This is a genomic window from Streptomyces sp. NPDC043952, assembly GCF_056435325.1.
Genome location: NZ_JBWKES010000047.1, coordinates 30,982 through 46,709 on the forward strand (window position 1 = coordinate 30,982; position 15,728 = coordinate 46,709).

18 protein-coding genes and 1 tRNA gene are annotated in these 15,728 nt (G+C 72.2%); 12 read left to right on the forward strand and 7 right to left on the reverse strand.

The window, feature by feature from the left end:
• Nucleotides 1-659 precede the first annotated feature (659 nt).
• Nucleotides 660-881 (forward strand): hypothetical protein, encoded by a 222-nt coding sequence (locus tag AC069R_RS31615; RefSeq protein ID WP_397983544.1) that lies wholly within the window; start codon nt 660-662, stop codon nt 879-881.
• Nucleotides 882-1,143: 262 nt separating this feature from the next.
• Here AC069R_RS31615 and AC069R_RS31620 read toward each other — a convergent pair whose 3' ends face one another.
• On the reverse strand, nt 1,144-1,446 hold the full coding sequence (locus AC069R_RS31620; protein WP_478770156.1) for a hypothetical protein: 303 nt from the start codon (nt 1,444-1,446) through the stop codon (nt 1,144-1,146).
• A 136-nt stretch (nt 1,447-1,582) separates the two neighbouring features.
• On the opposite strand from AC069R_RS31620, the gene AC069R_RS31625 reads away from it, so the two are divergent.
• Together AC069R_RS31625 and AC069R_RS31630 are read left to right on the forward strand one after the other, a co-directional pair.
• Nucleotides 1,583-1,804, forward strand: coding sequence for a hypothetical protein (locus AC069R_RS31625; protein ID WP_478770157.1), 222 nt, complete (start codon nt 1,583-1,585; stop codon nt 1,802-1,804).
• 39 nt (nt 1,805-1,843) lie between these two features.
• Nucleotides 1,844-2,254, forward strand: coding sequence for a hypothetical protein (locus AC069R_RS31630; protein ID WP_478770158.1), 411 nt, complete (start codon nt 1,844-1,846; stop codon nt 2,252-2,254).
• A gap of 7 nt (nt 2,255-2,261) precedes the next feature.
• Here AC069R_RS31630 and AC069R_RS31635 read toward each other — a convergent pair whose 3' ends face one another.
• Nucleotides 2,262-3,080, reverse strand: coding sequence for a PaaX family transcriptional regulator (locus tag AC069R_RS31635; protein WP_478770159.1), 819 nt, complete (start codon nt 3,078-3,080; stop codon nt 2,262-2,264).
• Between the two features lie 15 nt (nt 3,081-3,095).
• On the reverse strand, nt 3,096-4,688 hold the full coding sequence (locus tag AC069R_RS31640) for an AMP-binding protein (protein WP_478770160.1): 1,593 nt from the start codon (nt 4,686-4,688) through the stop codon (nt 3,096-3,098).
• 150 nt (nt 4,689-4,838) lie between these two features.
• On the opposite strand from AC069R_RS31640, the gene AC069R_RS31645 reads away from it, so the two are divergent.
• The 3 genes from AC069R_RS31645 to AC069R_RS31655 all read left to right on the forward strand — a co-directional run bounded on the left by AC069R_RS31645 (nt 4,839) and on the right by AC069R_RS31655 (nt 6,956).
• Entirely contained in the window at nt 4,839-5,972 is a 1,134-nt protein-coding gene (locus AC069R_RS31645; protein WP_478770161.1) for an acyl-CoA dehydrogenase family protein, read from the forward strand.
• Nucleotides 5,969-6,367: a RidA family protein gene (locus AC069R_RS31650; protein ID WP_478770162.1), complete on the forward strand. Its 399-nt coding sequence runs from the start codon at nt 5,969-5,971 to the stop codon at nt 6,365-6,367. The genes AC069R_RS31645 and AC069R_RS31650 overlap by 4 nt, the downstream gene beginning before the upstream one ends.
• Before the next feature lie 91 nt (nt 6,368-6,458).
• Nucleotides 6,459-6,956: a DUF6299 family protein gene (locus AC069R_RS31655; RefSeq protein WP_478770163.1), complete on the forward strand. Its 498-nt coding sequence runs from the start codon at nt 6,459-6,461 to the stop codon at nt 6,954-6,956.
• A gap of 81 nt (nt 6,957-7,037) precedes the next feature.
• On the opposite strand, the gene AC069R_RS31660 is transcribed toward AC069R_RS31655, so the two are convergent.
• The 4 genes from AC069R_RS31660 to AC069R_RS31675 form a co-directional block, all read right to left on the reverse strand.
• Entirely contained in the window at nt 7,038-7,238 is a 201-nt protein-coding gene (locus tag AC069R_RS31660) for an acyl-CoA carboxylase subunit epsilon (RefSeq protein ID WP_471064489.1), read from the reverse strand.
• Nucleotides 7,239-7,249: 11 nt separating this feature from the next.
• Nucleotides 7,250-8,794 (reverse strand): acyl-CoA carboxylase subunit beta, encoded by a 1,545-nt coding sequence (locus AC069R_RS31665; RefSeq protein WP_478770164.1) that lies wholly within the window; start codon nt 8,792-8,794, stop codon nt 7,250-7,252.
• A gap of 154 nt (nt 8,795-8,948) precedes the next feature.
• Entirely contained in the window at nt 8,949-9,746 is a 798-nt protein-coding gene (locus AC069R_RS31670; protein WP_478770165.1) for an AfsR/SARP family transcriptional regulator, read from the reverse strand.
• A gap of 287 nt (nt 9,747-10,033) precedes the next feature.
• Nucleotides 10,034-10,127: transfer RNA gene (locus tag AC069R_RS31675), tRNA-Gly, on the reverse strand.
• A gap of 176 nt (nt 10,128-10,303) precedes the next feature.
• Between AC069R_RS31675 and AC069R_RS31680 the strand changes: the two genes are divergently transcribed.
• The 6 genes from AC069R_RS31680 to fabI all read left to right on the forward strand — a co-directional run bounded on the left by AC069R_RS31680 (nt 10,304) and on the right by fabI (nt 15,533).
• Entirely contained in the window at nt 10,304-11,311 is a 1,008-nt protein-coding gene (locus AC069R_RS31680; protein WP_478770166.1) for a DUF2156 domain-containing protein, read from the forward strand.
• Between the two features lie 37 nt (nt 11,312-11,348).
• Entirely contained in the window at nt 11,349-11,498 is a 150-nt protein-coding gene (locus AC069R_RS31685) for a hypothetical protein (RefSeq protein ID WP_397983532.1), read from the forward strand.
• 297 nt (nt 11,499-11,795) lie between these two features.
• Nucleotides 11,796-12,896: a fatty acid desaturase family protein gene (locus tag AC069R_RS31690; RefSeq protein ID WP_478770167.1), complete on the forward strand. Its 1,101-nt coding sequence runs from the start codon at nt 11,796-11,798 to the stop codon at nt 12,894-12,896.
• 144 nt (nt 12,897-13,040) lie between these two features.
• Nucleotides 13,041-14,414, forward strand: a complete 1,374-nt coding sequence (locus AC069R_RS31695) for an MFS transporter (RefSeq protein WP_478770168.1) — start codon at nt 13,041-13,043, stop codon at nt 14,412-14,414.
• Between the two features lie 28 nt (nt 14,415-14,442).
• The gene (fdxA, locus tag AC069R_RS31700) at nt 14,443-14,769 is read left to right on the forward strand and encodes a ferredoxin (RefSeq protein ID WP_478770169.1); all 327 of its coding nucleotides are present in this window, start codon (nt 14,443-14,445) and stop codon (nt 14,767-14,769) included.
• Nucleotides 14,766-15,533 (forward strand): enoyl-ACP reductase FabI, encoded by a 768-nt coding sequence (fabI, locus tag AC069R_RS31705; protein ID WP_478770170.1) that lies wholly within the window; start codon nt 14,766-14,768, stop codon nt 15,531-15,533. The genes fdxA and fabI overlap by 4 nt, the downstream gene beginning before the upstream one ends.
• Nucleotides 15,534-15,728: the final 195 nt, after the last annotated feature.

The window sequence follows — 15,728 nt, forward strand, 5'->3', positions numbered from 1 at the left end:
AGCCGGTCGGCTGGACGTGCGGGGAACACCCCCGCAGGCGCGGGGAGCACATGCAGCAGTACAGGGGGAACACGTCGTGAAGGGGAACACCCCCGCAGGCGCGGGGAGCACTGGTAGTCGAGGGCGGGCGCCGGTATCGCGCCGGGAACACCCCCGCAGGCGCGGGGAGCACCGTGACGAGCGCCCCGTCCACGACGTCGACTGGGGAACACCCCCGCAGGCGCGGGGAGCACAGGGTGTGAGCTGGGGGGTTAGGGGGTGGGGCAGAGGGAATTGCTTGCTTCTTGAGGAAGGGGCATTTCGGGCTTTGAGGTTGGTTGGTCGGTGCTGGGTCGATGGTAGACCTGGTTCCTGGCGGAAGGGGGATTCAGGTCGATCGCTCGCCCGGCGCGGTCAGTTAGTGGCGCCGGCCGCCAGTGGCCCGCCTTCCCCGGACCGCTCCAGGCAGCCCCCTGCCCCGCCGCTCCCGCCTCGCAAGCCCGCACGTCCCCCACATGGCGTACAGCCCGGATCGCCGCCACCCCCGTGAGGTTGGACCTCGGTGCAATTTTGTCGCGTTACGTCTCGAAACCGCAGGTCAGAGGCGTGCTGCGGGGCGCCCTCAGCGAACTGTGCCGACGGCCACAGCAAACGGGGTGCGCGAAGGCGCATAATGAGTCATGACAAAGCCCTCCGCACCGAAGCGCCATCTGCCGACGAGCCCCTTCAAGGCCCCGGTCGCGCCGGTCCCCAAGCACTTCGCCCTGGGCGACCAGGTCACGCACGACATGTACGGCCTCGGCCGCGTGATCGGCATCGAAGAGGGCGTCGCGGCGCTCGTCGACTTCGGCTCCTCGCAGATGCGGATCTTGAGCCCGTACGCCAAGATGACCAAGCTGTAGTACCGCTGTGCCCGGCACGGCACACCAGGCCCCCTCGGGGACCTGTCACGAAAGAGAGCCCTCCCATCGACTCGACGTCACTGTTCTCCGCCCCGGAAGGCCGGCCCCACCGCCCTACCGAGGCATCGCCGCCCCCGGCGACCAACCCCTTCCAGGCCCCCGACTTCGGTGAGGCCGACACCTTCCCGGCGGACGACGCCCAGCCATCCGCCCCGGACATCCGCAGGCCGCGCTCCAAGGCGGCCTAGCTTCACGACAACGCCTATCCCTGGACGGGAAGCTCCGGGTGGCGGGCCAGGAACACCAGGCAGGCGATAGCCGCCGTCGCCCCCAGCAGAGACAACCCGCCGCCCTCCACGGCTCGCCGCTTGCTCGCCCGCCCCGCTCCCGACGCCCGGTACTCGACCCAGGACCGCACCAGGCCCACCAGGGCCAGCGGCAGCGCCCCGCAGGAGACCAGCGCCCAGAACGGGCAACAGAACCAGCATCCCACGGACGCCCCACCGAACCAGACGGCAACCGCCGCCTTCTCCTGCGCCTCGCCCGTCCCGCCCACAGGATCCATGAGCCGATCCAGGCAGTACGCCCGCGGCGGGCGGGCGGCGGGACCTCGGGCAAGAGGCGAATGCCGGACCGCGCGGCGCTCCCCGGCACCCCGCCCTCACCCGCGTGGGCCTGCCCGCGAACTCCCAGCCGTACCGGTGAAGCCGACCCGCCGCCGTGAGTTCCGCCTGCTTGACGACGGTCAGCTCACCGCGATCGGGCACCACTTCGACGTACCGCAGACCGCCGCCCTCGTCGGCATGACGGAAGTGGCGCCGCAGGGCGGCACTTTCATCGAGTCCCCGGATGTACTCCGGATCGGTCACGAGACCACCGTCCCCCCAGCGTCGGCGGCCGCCGGCTCCGGCGTCACCCCGTGAACCGGGTTTGGCCTCCGCGCCAGCGGCAACGCGGAGTTCATGAGTCAGACGAACAGTGGCACCCAGCAGAATTCGGTATCCAAGGCGCAGCGGGCCACCGCAAAGGTGACCGCTCCGGCATCACAGGCGGCGGAGAAGGCGGCCGAGAAGTCGGATGACGTGGCGTCGGCTGCCGCGAGCGCGGCGGAGCGTACGGCGGGGACGGGCGCCGCGGTGGTGCGCGGTGCGGCCGAGCGGGTCCAGGCCGGCCGGCAGGTCCTCGTCGCCGCCTCCGGACGCGCCGCCGGCCTGGCCAGGACGGCGTGGACGGTGGTCGCCGGCCGGAAGGCCGTCGCCGCCGGGGCGGGAGCGGGACTCGCGGCTGTGACCGCGGTGTCGTATCTCGCCGGGCGCCGGGCGGGACGTCGTACGCACGGACCGATCACCCGGCTCACCGGCGGCCGGATCTGACGACAAGTCAGGTCAGGCTCAGCGCGAACTCCGCGCCCTTGTCCCGCAGTCGGTCGTGCAGTGCCCGGAACACCGCAGAGGAGCGCACGCCCGGCCAGTCGGCGGGGAGCAGGTCGGTGGGGAGGCCGGGGTCGGTGTAGGGGAGGTGGCGCCAGGAGTCGAGGGTGAGGAGGTAGTCGCGGTAGGCATCCTCCGGCGGGGTGTCCGCGCGGCGTTCCCAGGCCCGGAGGAGAGGGGCGTGGGTGTCCAGGAAGCGCAGGTGTTCCTTGGCGATCGACTCCAGGTCCCACCAGCGGGCGACCGCCTCCGGGGTCGGGGCGAAGCCCAGGTGCTCGCCGCGGAAGAAGTCGACGTACGGGTCCAAGTGCAGGCGGCGCAGGGTGTGTTCGGTCTCCTGGTACAGCCGCGAGGGGGCGATCCAGACGCCGGGGGCCGCCGTGCCGAAGCCCAGGGAGGCCAGCCGGGAGCGCAGCACATGGCGCTTCTGGCGTTCCGTCTCCGGCACCGAGAACACCGCGAGCACCCAGCCCGCGTCCTCGGGCGGCGCGGCGGCGTAGATGCGGCGGTCGCCGTCCTCCATCAACTGGACGGCCTCGGGCGAGAGTTCGTACCCCGCGGCGCCGGTCTCCGTGCGGGCGGGCAGGAGCAGTCCGCGGCGCTTGAGGCGGGACACCGAGGAGCGGACGGAGGGCGCGTCCACGCCGACCGCGGCCAGCAGCCGGATCAGCTCGGCGACGGGCATCGGGCCCGGCATGGAGCGGCCGTACGCGCCGTAGAGCGTGACGATGAGAGACCTGGGTGCGTGCTGCTCGGACACGATGATCATCTTAGGTCGTCGGCATCACGCCTGGTCACCAGGGGTGCGCAGGCGGAACCGCTGCAACTTGCCGGTGGCGGTGCGGGGCAGGGCGGGCAGGAAGACGAACTCGCGCGGGCATTTGTACGGCGCGAGCTCCGAGGTCAGGAAGGCGCGCAGCGCCTCCGGGTCGCGGCGCGCGCCCTCGCGCAGCACCGTGTAGGCGACCGCCACCTGTCCGCGCGCCGCGTCGGGGCGGCCGACCACCGCCGTCTCCACCACGTCCGGATGGCGCAGCAGCGCGTCCTCCACCTCGGGCCCCGCGATGTTGTACCCCGCCGATATGATCATGTCGTCGGCGCGGGCCACGTAACGGAAGTAGCCGTCGGGATCGCGGACGTACGTGTCGCCGGTGATGTTCCAGCCGCCGCGCACGTACTGGCGCTGGCGGGGATCGGCCAGATAGCGGCAGCCGACCGGGCCGCGCACGGCCAGCAGTCCGGGTTCGCCGTCGGGCAGCGGGGTGCCGTCCGGCCGCTGCACCCGCGCCTGCCAGCCCGGCACCGGCACGCCCGTGGTGCCCGGTCTTATCCCGTCGTCCGCGGCGGAGACGAAGATGTGCAGCAGCTCGGTCGCGCCGATGCCGTTGATGATCCGCACCCCGGTGCGCTCGTGCCACGCCCGCCAGGTCGCCGCCGGCAGATTCTCCCCGGCCGACACACAGCGCCGTAGCGAGGAGACGTCGTGGCCGTCCAGCTCGTCCAGCATGGCGCGGTAGGCGGTCGGGGCGGTGAACAGGACCGAGACGCGGTGTTCGGCGATCGCGGGAAGCAGCCGGCGGGGCCCGGACTGTTCCAGCAGGAGCGCGCTCGCGCCCGCCCGCAGCGGGAAGACCACCAGCCCGCCGAGACCGAAGGTGAAGCCCAGCGGGGGGCTGCCGGCGAAGACGTCGTCGGGGCGGGGGCGCAGGACGTGCCGGGAGAAGGTGTCGGCGATCGCCAGCACGTCCCGGTGGAAGTGCATGCACCCCTTCGGGCGACCCGTGGTGCCCGAGGTGAAGGCGATCAGGGCGACGTCGTCGCAGGCGGTGTCCACCGCCGGGTAGGGGGTCGCGGGCGCGGCGCGGCGGAGGAGGTCGTCGGGGGTGTCCCCGCCGTACGTCGTGATGCGCAGCCCCGGTATCCGGGCCTTCGCCAGGTCCTCCACCGCGCGCGCGTCGCACAGCGCGTGGCTCACCCGCGCGATCTCGCAGATGGTCGCCAGTTCGTGCGGGCGCTGCTGGGCCAGCACGGTGACCGCGACCGCGCCCGCCTTCAGCACCGCGAGCCAGCAGGCCGCGAGCCAGGGGGTGGTGGGGCCGCGCAGCAGCACCCGGTTGCCGGGTACGACGCCCAGCTCGCCGGTGAGCAGATGCGCGATCCGGTCGACCCGCGCGCGCAGCTCGGCGTACGTCCACACGGGCCCGTCCGGGGTGCGGAAGGCCGGGCGGGCGCCGTCGGCGTGGCCGAGGAGTTCCACCGCGCAGTTCAGCCGGGCGGGGTAGCGCAGCTCCGGGAGGTCGAAGCGCAGCTCGGGCCACTCCTGTGGCGGCGGGAGGTGGTCGCGCGCGAAGGTGTCCACATGGGCCGAGAGATGCATGGCGCCCCCTTGCCGTGACGGACGTCCGGACGGGCATTCCTGGTGGGCTCGTGGTTGGAGCGTATCGTGTTGGTGACGGCAGTCAACTGTGCGCGATAACGTCGTACGGGTGGACGGTCGCCGTGGTCCGTCCCGGAGGGAGGACCGGCAGTGCCCGCTTTCTCACTCGAACCGGAGCGGCTGGCCTGGTGCGCGCGGCTGCGGTCGCTCGCGGCCGAACGGCTGCGCCCGCTCGCCGGCAAGGGCGCACCCGGCCGCGTCAACCGGCCACTCCTGGCCGAGCTGGGCCAACTCGGCTTGCTGAAGAGGCTGTTCACGTCCGGCGCGCTCGATCTGTGCCTGATGCGCGAGTCGTTGGCGCAGGGCTGTACGGAGGCGGAGACCGCGCTCGCCCTCCAGGGGCTCGGCGCCCATCCGGTGCACGCGCACGGCAGCGCGGCCCAGCGCGAGCGCTGGCTGCCGCGGGTCGCGGACGGGGGCGCGGTCGCGGCCTTCGCGCTGAGCGAGCCGGACGCCGGCTCGGACGCGGCGGCGCTGGCGCTCGCGGCCGAGGCCCGCGGGCCGGGCCAGTGGCGGCTGACGGGGGAGAAGTGCTGGATCTCCAACGCGCCCGAGGCCGACTTCTACACCGTCTTCGCGCGCACCGCGCCACGCGCCGGCGCCCGCGGTGTGACGGCGTTCCTGGTCCCCGCCGACCGGCCCGGACTCACCGGCCGCGCACTGGAGATGATCTCCCCGCACCCCATCGGCGCGCTCGACTTCGACGCCGTTCCGGTCACCTCCGAGGATGTGCTCGGCGAGGTCGACCGGGGCTTCGCCGTCGCCATGGGGACGCTCAATCTCTTCCGGCCCAGTGTCGGGGCGTTCGCGGTGGGCATGGCGCAGGCGGCGCTGGACGCGACCGTCGCGCACACACGTCAACGGCAGGCGTTAAAGGGTAAGTTGATGGACCTTCAGGCGGTGTCCCACCAGGTCGCGGAGATGGCGCTGCGCACCGAGGCGGCCCGGCTGATGGTGTACGCGGCGGCGAGCGCGTACGACGAGGGCGCGCCCGATGTGCCCCGCCGCTCCGCGATGGCCAAGCTGCTCGCCACGGAGACCGCGCAGTATGTCGTCGACACCGCCGTGCAGTTGCACGGCGCGCGCGCCCTCCAGTGCGGCCATCTGCTCGAACACCTCTACCGCGAGGTGCGGGCGCCGCGCATCTACGAGGGGGCGAGCGAGGTCCAACGGGGCATCATCGCCAAGGAGTTGTACGCCGCCCACGAGCAGGAGGCCCGGTGACGACCGAACGCGTCAACCCGCCCGAGCTGTCCCCGCCCACGGGGTTCTCGCACGCCGTCGTCGCCACCGGCTCCAGGGTGGTGTTCCTCGCCGGGCAGACCGCGCTCGACGCCGACGGGAAGATCACCGGCGACACCCTGGCCGAGCAGTTCGAGCGGGCGCTGGGCAATCTGCTCACCGCCCTGCGCGCGGCCGGCGGCAGCCCCGCGGATCTGGCGCGGGTCACTGTCTACGCCACGGACGTCGCCGCGTACCGCGCGCAGGCGCGGGAACTGGGGCGGCTGTGGCGGGCGGCGGTGGGCCGGGACTACCCGGCGATGGCCGTCGTTCAGGTCGTACGACTGTGGGACGAAACGGCGCTGGTGGAGCTGGACGGGTTCGCCGTACTGCCGTGACGCGCCACCGCGCGGGTGACGGTCACACCCGGCGGGGTGGGTGACGGGTACCAGTGGAGACCGCCGAAACGGTACAAACCCGGAGGTATCCATGCCCTTCCGCTCAGCCCGCACCGTCCACTCAGCCCACGCCGTCAGCTCAACCCACACCGTCCGCCCCGTCCGTCCCGCCCGCTCCGTCCTCGCCGCGGCTCTCGGCGGCGCCGCCCTGCTGGCCCTCGCCGCGGGGCCGGCCCAGGCCGCGCCCGGTGAGTCCGTCACCGTCGAGACGGTCGGCCGCCTCGCCGCCGACGGCACCGTCACCCTGACCGGCACCTACCGCTGCACCGGCGGCACCGGACCGGTGTTCGTCACGTCCTCCCTGAGCCAGCGCGACCCCCGCGTGCGGCACGGCATCGGCGGCACCGCCGCGCGGTGCGACGGTACGACGCACACCTGGTCCAACTCCGGCACGGTCACCAGCGAGACCCTCCGGTCCGGCGCGGCCCACGTCCAGGCCACGGTGATGGAGCTGCGCCCGATGGGGCTGGTCCCGCTGCCGGTGTTCCACGCCACCGCCGACCAGGACATCACCCTGGCCCAGGGGTGAACCGGGCCGCCACACGCGAGGCGGGGCCCAGGGGAGGCGGCACCTCGCCAGGTGACGTACCCCCTGGGCCGCCCCGGTGGTCTACGCCCGCTGCCAGCTGTGCGGCGCGTGGAAGGAGTGCGGGCGCCAGGAGGTGGTGCCCGGAGAGGACGCCTCCGTGCCGGGGCCCGCGAGGGCGGTGCGGCTGAGCAGGAGGACGGTCAGGGCGGCCAGTTCCTCGTCGGTGGCTTCGCCCTTCTCGACCCGGATGGGCGGAGTGGGGGAGGGGGTGGACACGGACATGGGGACCTCCGTCATTGAGGGGGGTTGCCGTGCTTGCGGGCGGGGCTCTCCGCGTGCTTCGTGCGGAGCATCGCCAGCGACCGCACCAGGACCTCACGGGTCTCGGCCGGATCGATGACGTCGTCGACGAGGCCGCGCTCGGCGGCGTAATAGGGGTGCATCAGCTCGGACTTGTACTCCTTGACCATGCGGGCCCGCATGGCCTCGGGGTCCTCGGCGCCGGCGATCTGACGGCGGAAGATGACGTTGGCCGCGCCCTCCGCGCCCATCACCGCGATCTCGTTCGTCGGCCAGGCGAACGTCAGGTCCGCGCCGATCGACTGGGAGTCCATCACGATGTACGCGCCGCCGTACGCCTTGCGCAGGATCAGCGAAATCCTCGGCACGGTCGCGTTGCAGTAGGCGTACAGCAGCTTGGCGCCGCGGCGGATGATGCCGCCGTGCTCCTGGCCGACGCCCGGCAGGAAGCCCGGCACGTCCAGCAGGGTGACCAGCGGGATGCTGAACGCGTCGCACAGCTGCACGAACCGCGCGGCCTTTTCGGACGCCTCGATGTCGAGGACCCCGGCGAGGGTCTGCGGCTGGTTGGCGATGATGCCGACGACCTGGCCGTCGAGGCGGGCCAGCGCGCAGATGATGTTGCGGGCCCAGCGCTGGTGGACCTCCAGGTACTCGCCGTCGTCGACGATCTCCTCGATCACCTTCGTCATGTCGTACGGCCGGTTGCCGTCCTCCGGCACCAGATCGGCCAGCGCCTCGCAGCGCCGGTCGGCCGGGTCGGAGCACTCCACGCGCGGCGGGTTCTCGCGGTTGTTGCCCGGCAGCAGCGACAGGAGGTAGCGGACCTCCTCCAGGCAGGTCTCCTCGTCGTCGTAGGCGAAGTGGCACACACCGCTCGTCTCGGCGTGCACGTCCGCGCCGCCCAGCCCGTTCTGCGTGATCTCCTCGCCGGTGACCGCCTTGACCACGTCCGGGCCGGTGATGAACATCTGCGAGGTCTCGCGGACCATGAAGACGAAGTCGGTCAGCGCGGGGGAGTAGGCGGCGCCGCCCGCGCACGGGCCCAGCATCACGGAGATCTGCGGGATCACCCCGGAGGCGGCCGTGTTCCGGCGGAAGATGCCGCCGTAGCCCGCGAGCGCGGTCACGCCCTCCTGGATGCGGGCGCCCGCGCCGTCGTTCAGCGACACGAGCGGCGCGCCGGCCGCGATGGCCATGTCCATGATTTTGTGGATCTTGGTGGCGTGGGCCTCGCCGAGGGCGCCGCCGAAGATCCGGAAGTCGTGGGCGTAGACGAAGACGGTACGGCCCTCGACCGTGCCCCAGCCGGTGATGACACCGTCGGTGTACGGCTTCTTGGCCTCCAGGCCGAATCCGGTCGCCCGGTGCCGGCGCAGCTGCTCGACCTCCTGGAAGGAATCCGGGTCCAGGAGCAGCTCGATCCGCTCCCGCGCCGTCAGCTTGCCCTTGGCGTGCTGCGCCTCGGTCGCCTTCTCGCTCGGGCCGGCGAGCACGCTCTCGCGTATGCCGGCCAGTTCCGCGATGTGGGACTTCATCTCTGCCTGCCTCTGCGGTGAGGTGACGTGACATCGGACGCTGCCCGCGCCGGGCCGCCGCTCGGGGCACCCGGAGCCGATCGTGGCAACGCGCTCTGACCGGGCGCTGACGGGCCGCTTACGGTCCCGCCCCGCACCCGCGCGCCCGGCCCCCTCACACCGGCAGCAGCGCCGTCGGAGCCAGCGGCTCACCCGTGAGCGCCGGATCGTGCGAGAGGATCGCCAGCTCCACCTTGCGCAGCGCGGGCGAGGGCTGTATCCCCAGCTCCTCGTCCAGCCTGCGGCGCATCCGGCGGAACACGTCGAGCGCGTCGGCCTGCCGGCCCGAGCAGTACAAGGCGACCATCAGCTGCTCGCAGAAACGCTCGCGCAGCGAATGGTTGGTGTGCGCCTCGGCCAGCTCCGCGAGCACGGACGCGTGCCTGCCCAGGCGCAGTTCGGCGTCGAAGCGCAGCTCCATCGCGCGCATCCGGTACTCCTCGTACCGCGCCCCGGCGAGCTGGCACATGGTGCCGCCGGGGAAGCCGCCGAACACCGGGCCCCGCCACAGCGCCAGCGCCTCGCCGAGCATCCGGGCGGTGCGCTCGGCGTCCTTGGGCCCGGCCGACTCGGCCTGCCGTACGGCCCGCACGAACTCGGCCGCGTCCAGCTCGCCCTCGCCGACGCTGAGCCGGTAGCCGGCCGGATGGATGGTCACCCGTGAGGCCGGGCGCTCCGGCTCCAGCGCGCGCAGTCTGCGCCGCAGCCGGCTGATGTGGGCCTGGAGGGCGTTGGCCCGGTGGTCCGGCAGCGCCTCGCCCCACATCTCCTCCGCCAGGCTCTCCCCGGACACCGGCCGGCCCTCGCTGACCAGCAGGGTCTGCACCAGAGTGCGCTGAAGATCGCCGCAGACGTCCGCCTCACCGGCGGCGGTGCGTATCTCCAGCGCCCCGAGAATGGAGAACCTGAGCATATCTCTCCCCCTAGCTGACAATTCCTCGCCGACGGTTTTTCCGAAGCGGTGCTGCCGTGCAAGAAAGAATTGGCCGAACGCGCCATGCCCCGGCGGGCCTCGACCTGTACCGCGGCCCGCCGGGGCGTTAGTTCCGCCGGGACGGGGGGCGGCCGGCGGCTTCTGGGTGGTGCCGGTGCCCGAGCGTATTCTCGGGGGCACCGGCTGGTGATGCCGAATTCACGGACGGACGCCTGCGATTTCCCACCGTCCGGGGCGGGAAGCGCGTCCAGCCATGGTTCCGGCCGTGGCGGAGAGGGCAGGATTCGAACCTGCGCGGGCCGGTGGGCCCGACCAGTGTGGTGCACACGGTCCCCGATCGGCCACTCCGGGCACCTCTCCCCGTGTCCGGCGCCGGATTCCGGTGCCGTTCACGTCAACCACATTGGCAGTGACGGCTGACGGAAAGCTGACGCGGTTCTGACACAGGTAAATGAATGCCCAACTGCTCTTTTCCGGGACAACGTTACGGTGCTGTACTCCCTTTGACGGAAAACGCTCCCGAAAGGGGTAAGGGAATGACCGCGACCACCACCGAGACCGGTACAGACAGTCTGATTCTCGACGCGATACGCACCCACACAGCGAGCGAGAACCCGAGTTCCTTCCTCGCGCTCAACAGCGGAAACAGTGTCTTCACCGTCCCCGGCGTGGACGGTGTCGTCGTCTACCGCCGCACCGGCCGCTGGGCCGTGCAGTTCGGCGGCCCGTTCGCGGCCGAGGCGGACTACGGCACCCTCCTGGACGCCTTCCGGGACTACGTCCGCGGCGAGGGCCTGAGCCTGGTCGGGGTGCAGCTCCAGCGCGCCGACGCCGAGCGGTACGCGGCGCGCGGCTGCGTCGTCAACCAGATCGGCGCCTCCTGGGCGGTCGGCCTGGAGGACTTCACGCTGCGCGGCACCAAGTTCATGCAGCTGCGCAACAAGATCTCCCGCGCCCTGCGCAACGGCCTCCAGATCCAGGAGGTCGACGCGGCCGAGGTCGCCGACGACATCGCCGTGATCGACAAGGCGTGGCTCGGCTCCAAGGGCGGCGCGCAGCAACTGGAGTTCCTGGTCGGCCAGATCGGCGGGCCCGCCCAGGCGCAGCGCCGGCTGTTCAGCGGCACCATCGACGGCGAGCCGGTCGCCTACATCTCCTACTCGCCGGTCTACGGCAGCCGGGCCGGCTGGATGCACGACCTCAGCCGCCGCATCCCCGAGGGCTCGCCGGGCCTGATGGAGGCCATCAACGCGCACGCCATCGAGATCTTCCGCGCCGAGGGCGTCGACTGGCTGCACTTCGGCTTCACGCCGTTCACCGGGCTGGACGCCGAGCACGAACTCGACAGCCACAGCCCGGCGTTCCAGTGGCTGATGCACGCCCTGTGGGCCGAGGGTGCGGCGCTGTACCCGGCGCAGACCCAGCTGTCGTACAAGCAGAAGTGGGCCCCCGACGTGCTGATCCCCGAGTACGTCGCCTTCGACGGACCGCAGGCCTCGCTGCCCGGCTTCGCCCACATCTTCCGCGCCTGCAAGGCATTCTGACAAACCATCAGTGAACCGACAGACAGGAGAAGCTGAAATGAGCCAGTCCACCGAGGAGCTTTCGCACGCCGTCGTCGAGCAGCTGATGGCCGTCATCGGCGCCCCCGACGACACCGGGGTCGCCGAAACCGCCGACGCCGCGGTGCGTGCCCTGGACGAGCGGCTGCGCGCCGAGGCGACCGCCTGAGTGGCCGCGCGGGCGGCCGCCCGGTGCCGGCCGGTGGGGCGCGGGTGGCCCGATCAGACCGGCATCAGTGCCACATCAGTGCCGCACGGAACGCTGGACGCACGTTCGCCCGGTGGTCCGGGTCCGGGAGCGCCGCACTGCGCTCCCGTCGCCCGGGTCCGCCGGGCGGGCCACAGCCCGCGGCGGTGACGCCACGCGGGAGCTGAAGTCGACTCGCGGCGCCCGCAGGTCCGCAGGTCCGCGGGGCAGCGGCGCCGCCGCCCGCTATCGGGCACTTTCTCCCAAGGAGAGCAACGCATGCAGCGTCCGCACATACAGGAAGCCGTGGCCGCGGCCGCGCCGGGCGGCGAACGCACCGGCGCGTCGGCCACCTTCGCCGAACTGCTCAAACGGGTCAAGGCCGAGGGTCTCCTCGATCTGGACCCGCGCTACTACGTGGGCAAACTCGCCCTCAACACCGCCCTGCTGGCCGTCGGGTTCATCGCCTTCTTCGAACTGGGCGACACCTGGTGGCAGTTGCTCACCGCCGTGTGGATGGGCCTGTGCGGCGGCCAGTCGGCGTTCATGTGGCACGACGCCGGTCACAAGGCCATGTTCCGCAGCAAGAAGGCCGCGTCCGCCGTCGGGTACGTGCACGCCAACCTGGTCAACGGGGTCAGCTACGGCTGGTGGGTCAACCACCACAACCGGCACCACTCCAACCCCAACCACCTCGACATGGACCCGGACATCGGCCGGCGCACCGCCATCTTCGACATCAAGCAGTACCCGACCCGCAAGGGCACCCAGAAGTTCGTGGTGCGCTACCAGAGCGTGATGTTCTTCGTGCTGCTGGTGCTTGAGGGCTTCAAGATGCTGAAGACCGCGGTCAAGTCCATCACCGGCGGCAAGACCAAGCGGCCCGTGCTGGAGACCTCCCTCATCCTGCTGCGCGCCGCCGTCTACCTCACCTGCGTCTTCACCGTCCTGTCCCCGGAGCTCGCGGTCGCCTTCATCGTCGTCCAGCACGCCGCCCTCGGCGTGTACTTCGGCATGATCTTCGCCCCCAACCACAAGGGCATGGAGGTCCGAGACGGCGAGGAGGAGACCCTGGACTGGCTGGAGCGGCAGGTCCTCACGTCCCGCAACATCCGCCCCAGCCTGCTCATCGACTTCCTCTACGGCGGCCTCAACTACCAGGTCGAGCACCATCTGTTCCCGGCCATGCCGCAGAAGAACCTGCCGCGCGCCCGCGAGCTGACCATGCAGTACTGCGCCGAACGCGGCGTGCCGTACCACGAGGTCGGCTTCTGGCGCTCGTACCGCGAGGTCGCCTCCTTCCTGCACAAGGTCAGCGCGCCGGTGCGGCGCGGTGACGTGGAGGAGCAGATCCGCCGCCAGGCCATGGAAACGGCCTGATCCTCCAACCCCCCTTGTCCGTCCCTGACTTACCCCCACACCTGGCCCCCGGGCCGCACGCCCGGGTCCGCCGGTGACCCGGGCGGTTCCTTCCCCAGCAGCACAGCGACAGCGTGCGACAGCAGTTTCCAAGGAGCCAGCCCCATGTCCCAGACCACCGCCGCGGCCGGCGGTCGTACCGCTCCCGCCCCGATCGGCGCCCGCCTGGACCGCATGCCGATCACTCCCCTGCACCGAAGACTCACCGCGGTCATCGGTGTCGGTCTGTTCTTCGACACCTTCGAGAACAACCTCTCCGGCACCATCGGCAAGGTGCTCCAGAGCGACTTCGGCTTCGGCACGACCTCGCTCAAACTCGTCCTGGCCTCCGCGTTCGTCGGCCAGTTCATCGGATCCCTGACGCTCGGCCGGATCGCGGACCGGTTCGGCCGGCGTCGGGCCTTCCTGGTCAACCTGGCGATCTACTCGGCCTGTTCCCTGCTCGGCGCCTTCGCGCCGAACGCCGCCTGGCTGATCGTCACCCGCTTCTTCGCCGGTCTCGGCATCGGCGCCGAACAGGCCCTCTCGGACTGCTACCTGGCGGATGTGCTGCCCGCCGCGAAGCGCGGCCGGTTCATCGCCTGGGCCTACACCCTCGCCTTCTGCGGGGTGCCCGCGGTCGGCTTCGCCGCCCTGTGGCTGGTGCCGCTGTCCCCGCTCGGGGTGGCCGGCTGGCGCTGGCTGTTCGTGCTCGGCGCCCTCGGCTCCGCCGTCGTCTGGGTGCTCCGCCGGCAGCTGATCGAGTCCCCGCGCTGGCTCGCCGCCACCGGCCGCACCGAGGAGGCCGACCGGCTCGTCGCCCGCCTGGAGGCCGAGGCCGCCCGGCAGGGGCTCCCGCCGGCCCCGCCCGCCGCGCGGCAGGACACCGCGGGCCCCGCGCGGGACACCCGGCTGCGCGACATCTTCCGGCCCGGTCTGCTGCGCCGCACCCTCGTGCTGTGGGTGTTCTGCATCCTGTCCACCGTCGGCTACTACGGCTTCGGCACCCTCGCCCCGCAGATCGTCGCCGCCAAGGGCTACGGCGTCGTCGCCGGGCTCGGCTTCACCGCGCTCTCCTTCCTCGGCTACCCGGTGGGCTCCGCGCTCGTCCTGCCGGTCGTGGACCGCGTGGAGCGCCGTACCCTCGTCGCCGTCTCGGCCGCCGCGATGGTGGTCGCGGGCCTGGGCTTCGCCTACGCCTCCTCCGCCGAACTCATCGTGCTGTGCGGCTTCGCGTACACCCTGTTCAGCAACGTCTTCTCCAGCGTGTCGCACGTGTACCTCTCCGAGCAGTACCCGACCGAGATCCGGGCCACCGCCGCGGGCGCCGCGTACTCGCTGTCCAAACTCAGCGCCGGCGCCCTGCCGTTCGCGCTGCTGCCGGTCCTCGACGCGCACGGCCCCGGCGCGCTGTTCGGCGTCATCGCCGCCGCCATGGCCGTCCTCGCCGTCACCGTACTCACCCTCGGCGAGCGCACCACCGGTGTGTCCCTGAAGTGAACAACCGTTATCCAGCAAGGAGTTGAGCATGGCCTACGTCATAGGACTGCCCTGCGTCGACATCAAGGACCGCTCCTGCGTCGACGAATGCCCCGTGGACTGCATCTACGAGGGCCGCCGCGCCCTGTACATCCATCCGGACGAATGCGTGGACTGCGGCGCCTGCGAGCCGGTGTGCCCGGTCGACGCCATCTACTTCGCGGACGACATGCCCGAGGAGTGGGGCGACGACCACGCCACCTCCAACGCCGACTTCTTCGCCGCCCTCGGCTCGCCCGGCGGCGGCGGCGCGCTCGGCCCCCAGGACCACGACTCCCCGCTGGTGGCCGCCCTGCCCAAGAAGGTGACGGCATGAGCGGCATCCTCGCGGGCAAGCGCGTCCTGGTGACCGGCGTGGTCACGGACGCCTCCATCGCCTTCCACGTGGCCAGGATCGCCCAGGAAGAGGGCGCCGAGGTGCTGCTCACCGGGTTCGGGCGGCTCTCCCTCATCGAGCGGTTCGCGCAGAAGCTGCCGAAGCCCGCCCCCGTCATCGAGCTGGACGTCACCGACCAGGACCACCTGGACACCCTCGCCGAACGGCTCGGCGCGCACACCGACGGCCTCGACGGCGTGGTGCACTCCATCGCCTTCGGACCGCAGGGCGCCTTCGACTTCCTGGACGGCACCTGGGACGACGTCTCGACCGCCGTGCACGTCTCGGCGTACTCCCTCAAGTCCCTGACCACCGCCTGCCTCCCGCTCCTCAAGCGGCGCGGCGGCTCGGTCGTCGGGCTCACCTTCGACGCGTCCGTGGCCTGGCCGCACTACGACTGGATGGGCGTCGCCAAGGCCGCGCTGGAGTCCACCAGCCGCTATCTCGCCCGCGACCTGGGCGAGTTCGGCATCCGCAGCAACCTGGTCGCGGCCGGCCCGCTGCGCTCCATGGCCGCCAAGTCCATCCCCGGCTTCGGCGAACTGGCCGACGTGTGGACCACCGGCCGTGCCCCGGCCGGCTGGGACCTCACCGACCCCGAGCCGGCCGCCCGCGGGGTCGTCGCCCTGCTGTCGGACTTCTTCCCGCGCACCACCGGCGAGATCGTCCACGTCGACGGCGGGGTGCACATGATGGGCGCCTGAGACGCCCCGAGCGCCCTCGGCGCGGACACGGGGGGGGGGGGGGGGGGGGGGGGGGGCGCCCCCCCACCCCCCTCCCCCCCCCCCCCCCCCCCTCTCCCTCTACCCCCCCCCCCCCCCCCCCCCCCCCCCCCCCCCCCTCTTCCCCCCCCCCCCCCCCCCCCCCCCCCCCCCCCCCCCCCCCCCCCCCCCCCCCCC

Coding starts and splice junctions, on each gene's coding strand:
- AC069R_RS31640 (WP_478770160.1), bottom strand. CDS start 4,688: ATGCATCTCTCGGCCCATGTGGACACCTTCGCGCGCGACCACCTCCCG.
- AC069R_RS31665 (WP_478770164.1), bottom strand. CDS start 8,794: ATGAAGTCCCACATCGCGGAACTGGCCGGCATACGCGAGAGCGTGCTC.
- AC069R_RS31685 (WP_397983532.1), top strand. CDS start 11,349: ATGAGCCAGTCCACCGAGGAGCTTTCGCACGCCGTCGTCGAGCAGCTG.
- AC069R_RS31615 (WP_397983544.1), top strand. CDS start 660: ATGACAAAGCCCTCCGCACCGAAGCGCCATCTGCCGACGAGCCCCTTC.
- fdxA (WP_478770169.1), top strand. CDS start 14,443: ATGGCCTACGTCATAGGACTGCCCTGCGTCGACATCAAGGACCGCTCC.
- AC069R_RS31635 (WP_478770159.1), bottom strand. CDS start 3,080: ATGATCATCGTGTCCGAGCAGCACGCACCCAGGTCTCTCATCGTCACG.
- AC069R_RS31655 (WP_478770163.1), top strand. CDS start 6,459: ATGCCCTTCCGCTCAGCCCGCACCGTCCACTCAGCCCACGCCGTCAGC.
- AC069R_RS31620 (WP_478770156.1), bottom strand. CDS start 1,446: ATGGATCCTGTGGGCGGGACGGGCGAGGCGCAGGAGAAGGCGGCGGTT.
- AC069R_RS31680 (WP_478770166.1), top strand. CDS start 10,304: ATGACCGCGACCACCACCGAGACCGGTACAGACAGTCTGATTCTCGAC.
- AC069R_RS31630 (WP_478770158.1), top strand. CDS start 1,844: ATGAGTCAGACGAACAGTGGCACCCAGCAGAATTCGGTATCCAAGGCG.
- AC069R_RS31660 (WP_471064489.1), bottom strand. CDS start 7,238: ATGTCCGTGTCCACCCCCTCCCCCACTCCGCCCATCCGGGTCGAGAAG.
- fabI (WP_478770170.1), top strand. CDS start 14,766: ATGAGCGGCATCCTCGCGGGCAAGCGCGTCCTGGTGACCGGCGTGGTC.
- AC069R_RS31695 (WP_478770168.1), top strand. CDS start 13,041: ATGTCCCAGACCACCGCCGCGGCCGGCGGTCGTACCGCTCCCGCCCCG.
- AC069R_RS31690 (WP_478770167.1), top strand. CDS start 11,796: ATGCAGCGTCCGCACATACAGGAAGCCGTGGCCGCGGCCGCGCCGGGC.
- AC069R_RS31670 (WP_478770165.1), bottom strand. CDS start 9,746: ATGCTCAGGTTCTCCATTCTCGGGGCGCTGGAGATACGCACCGCCGCC.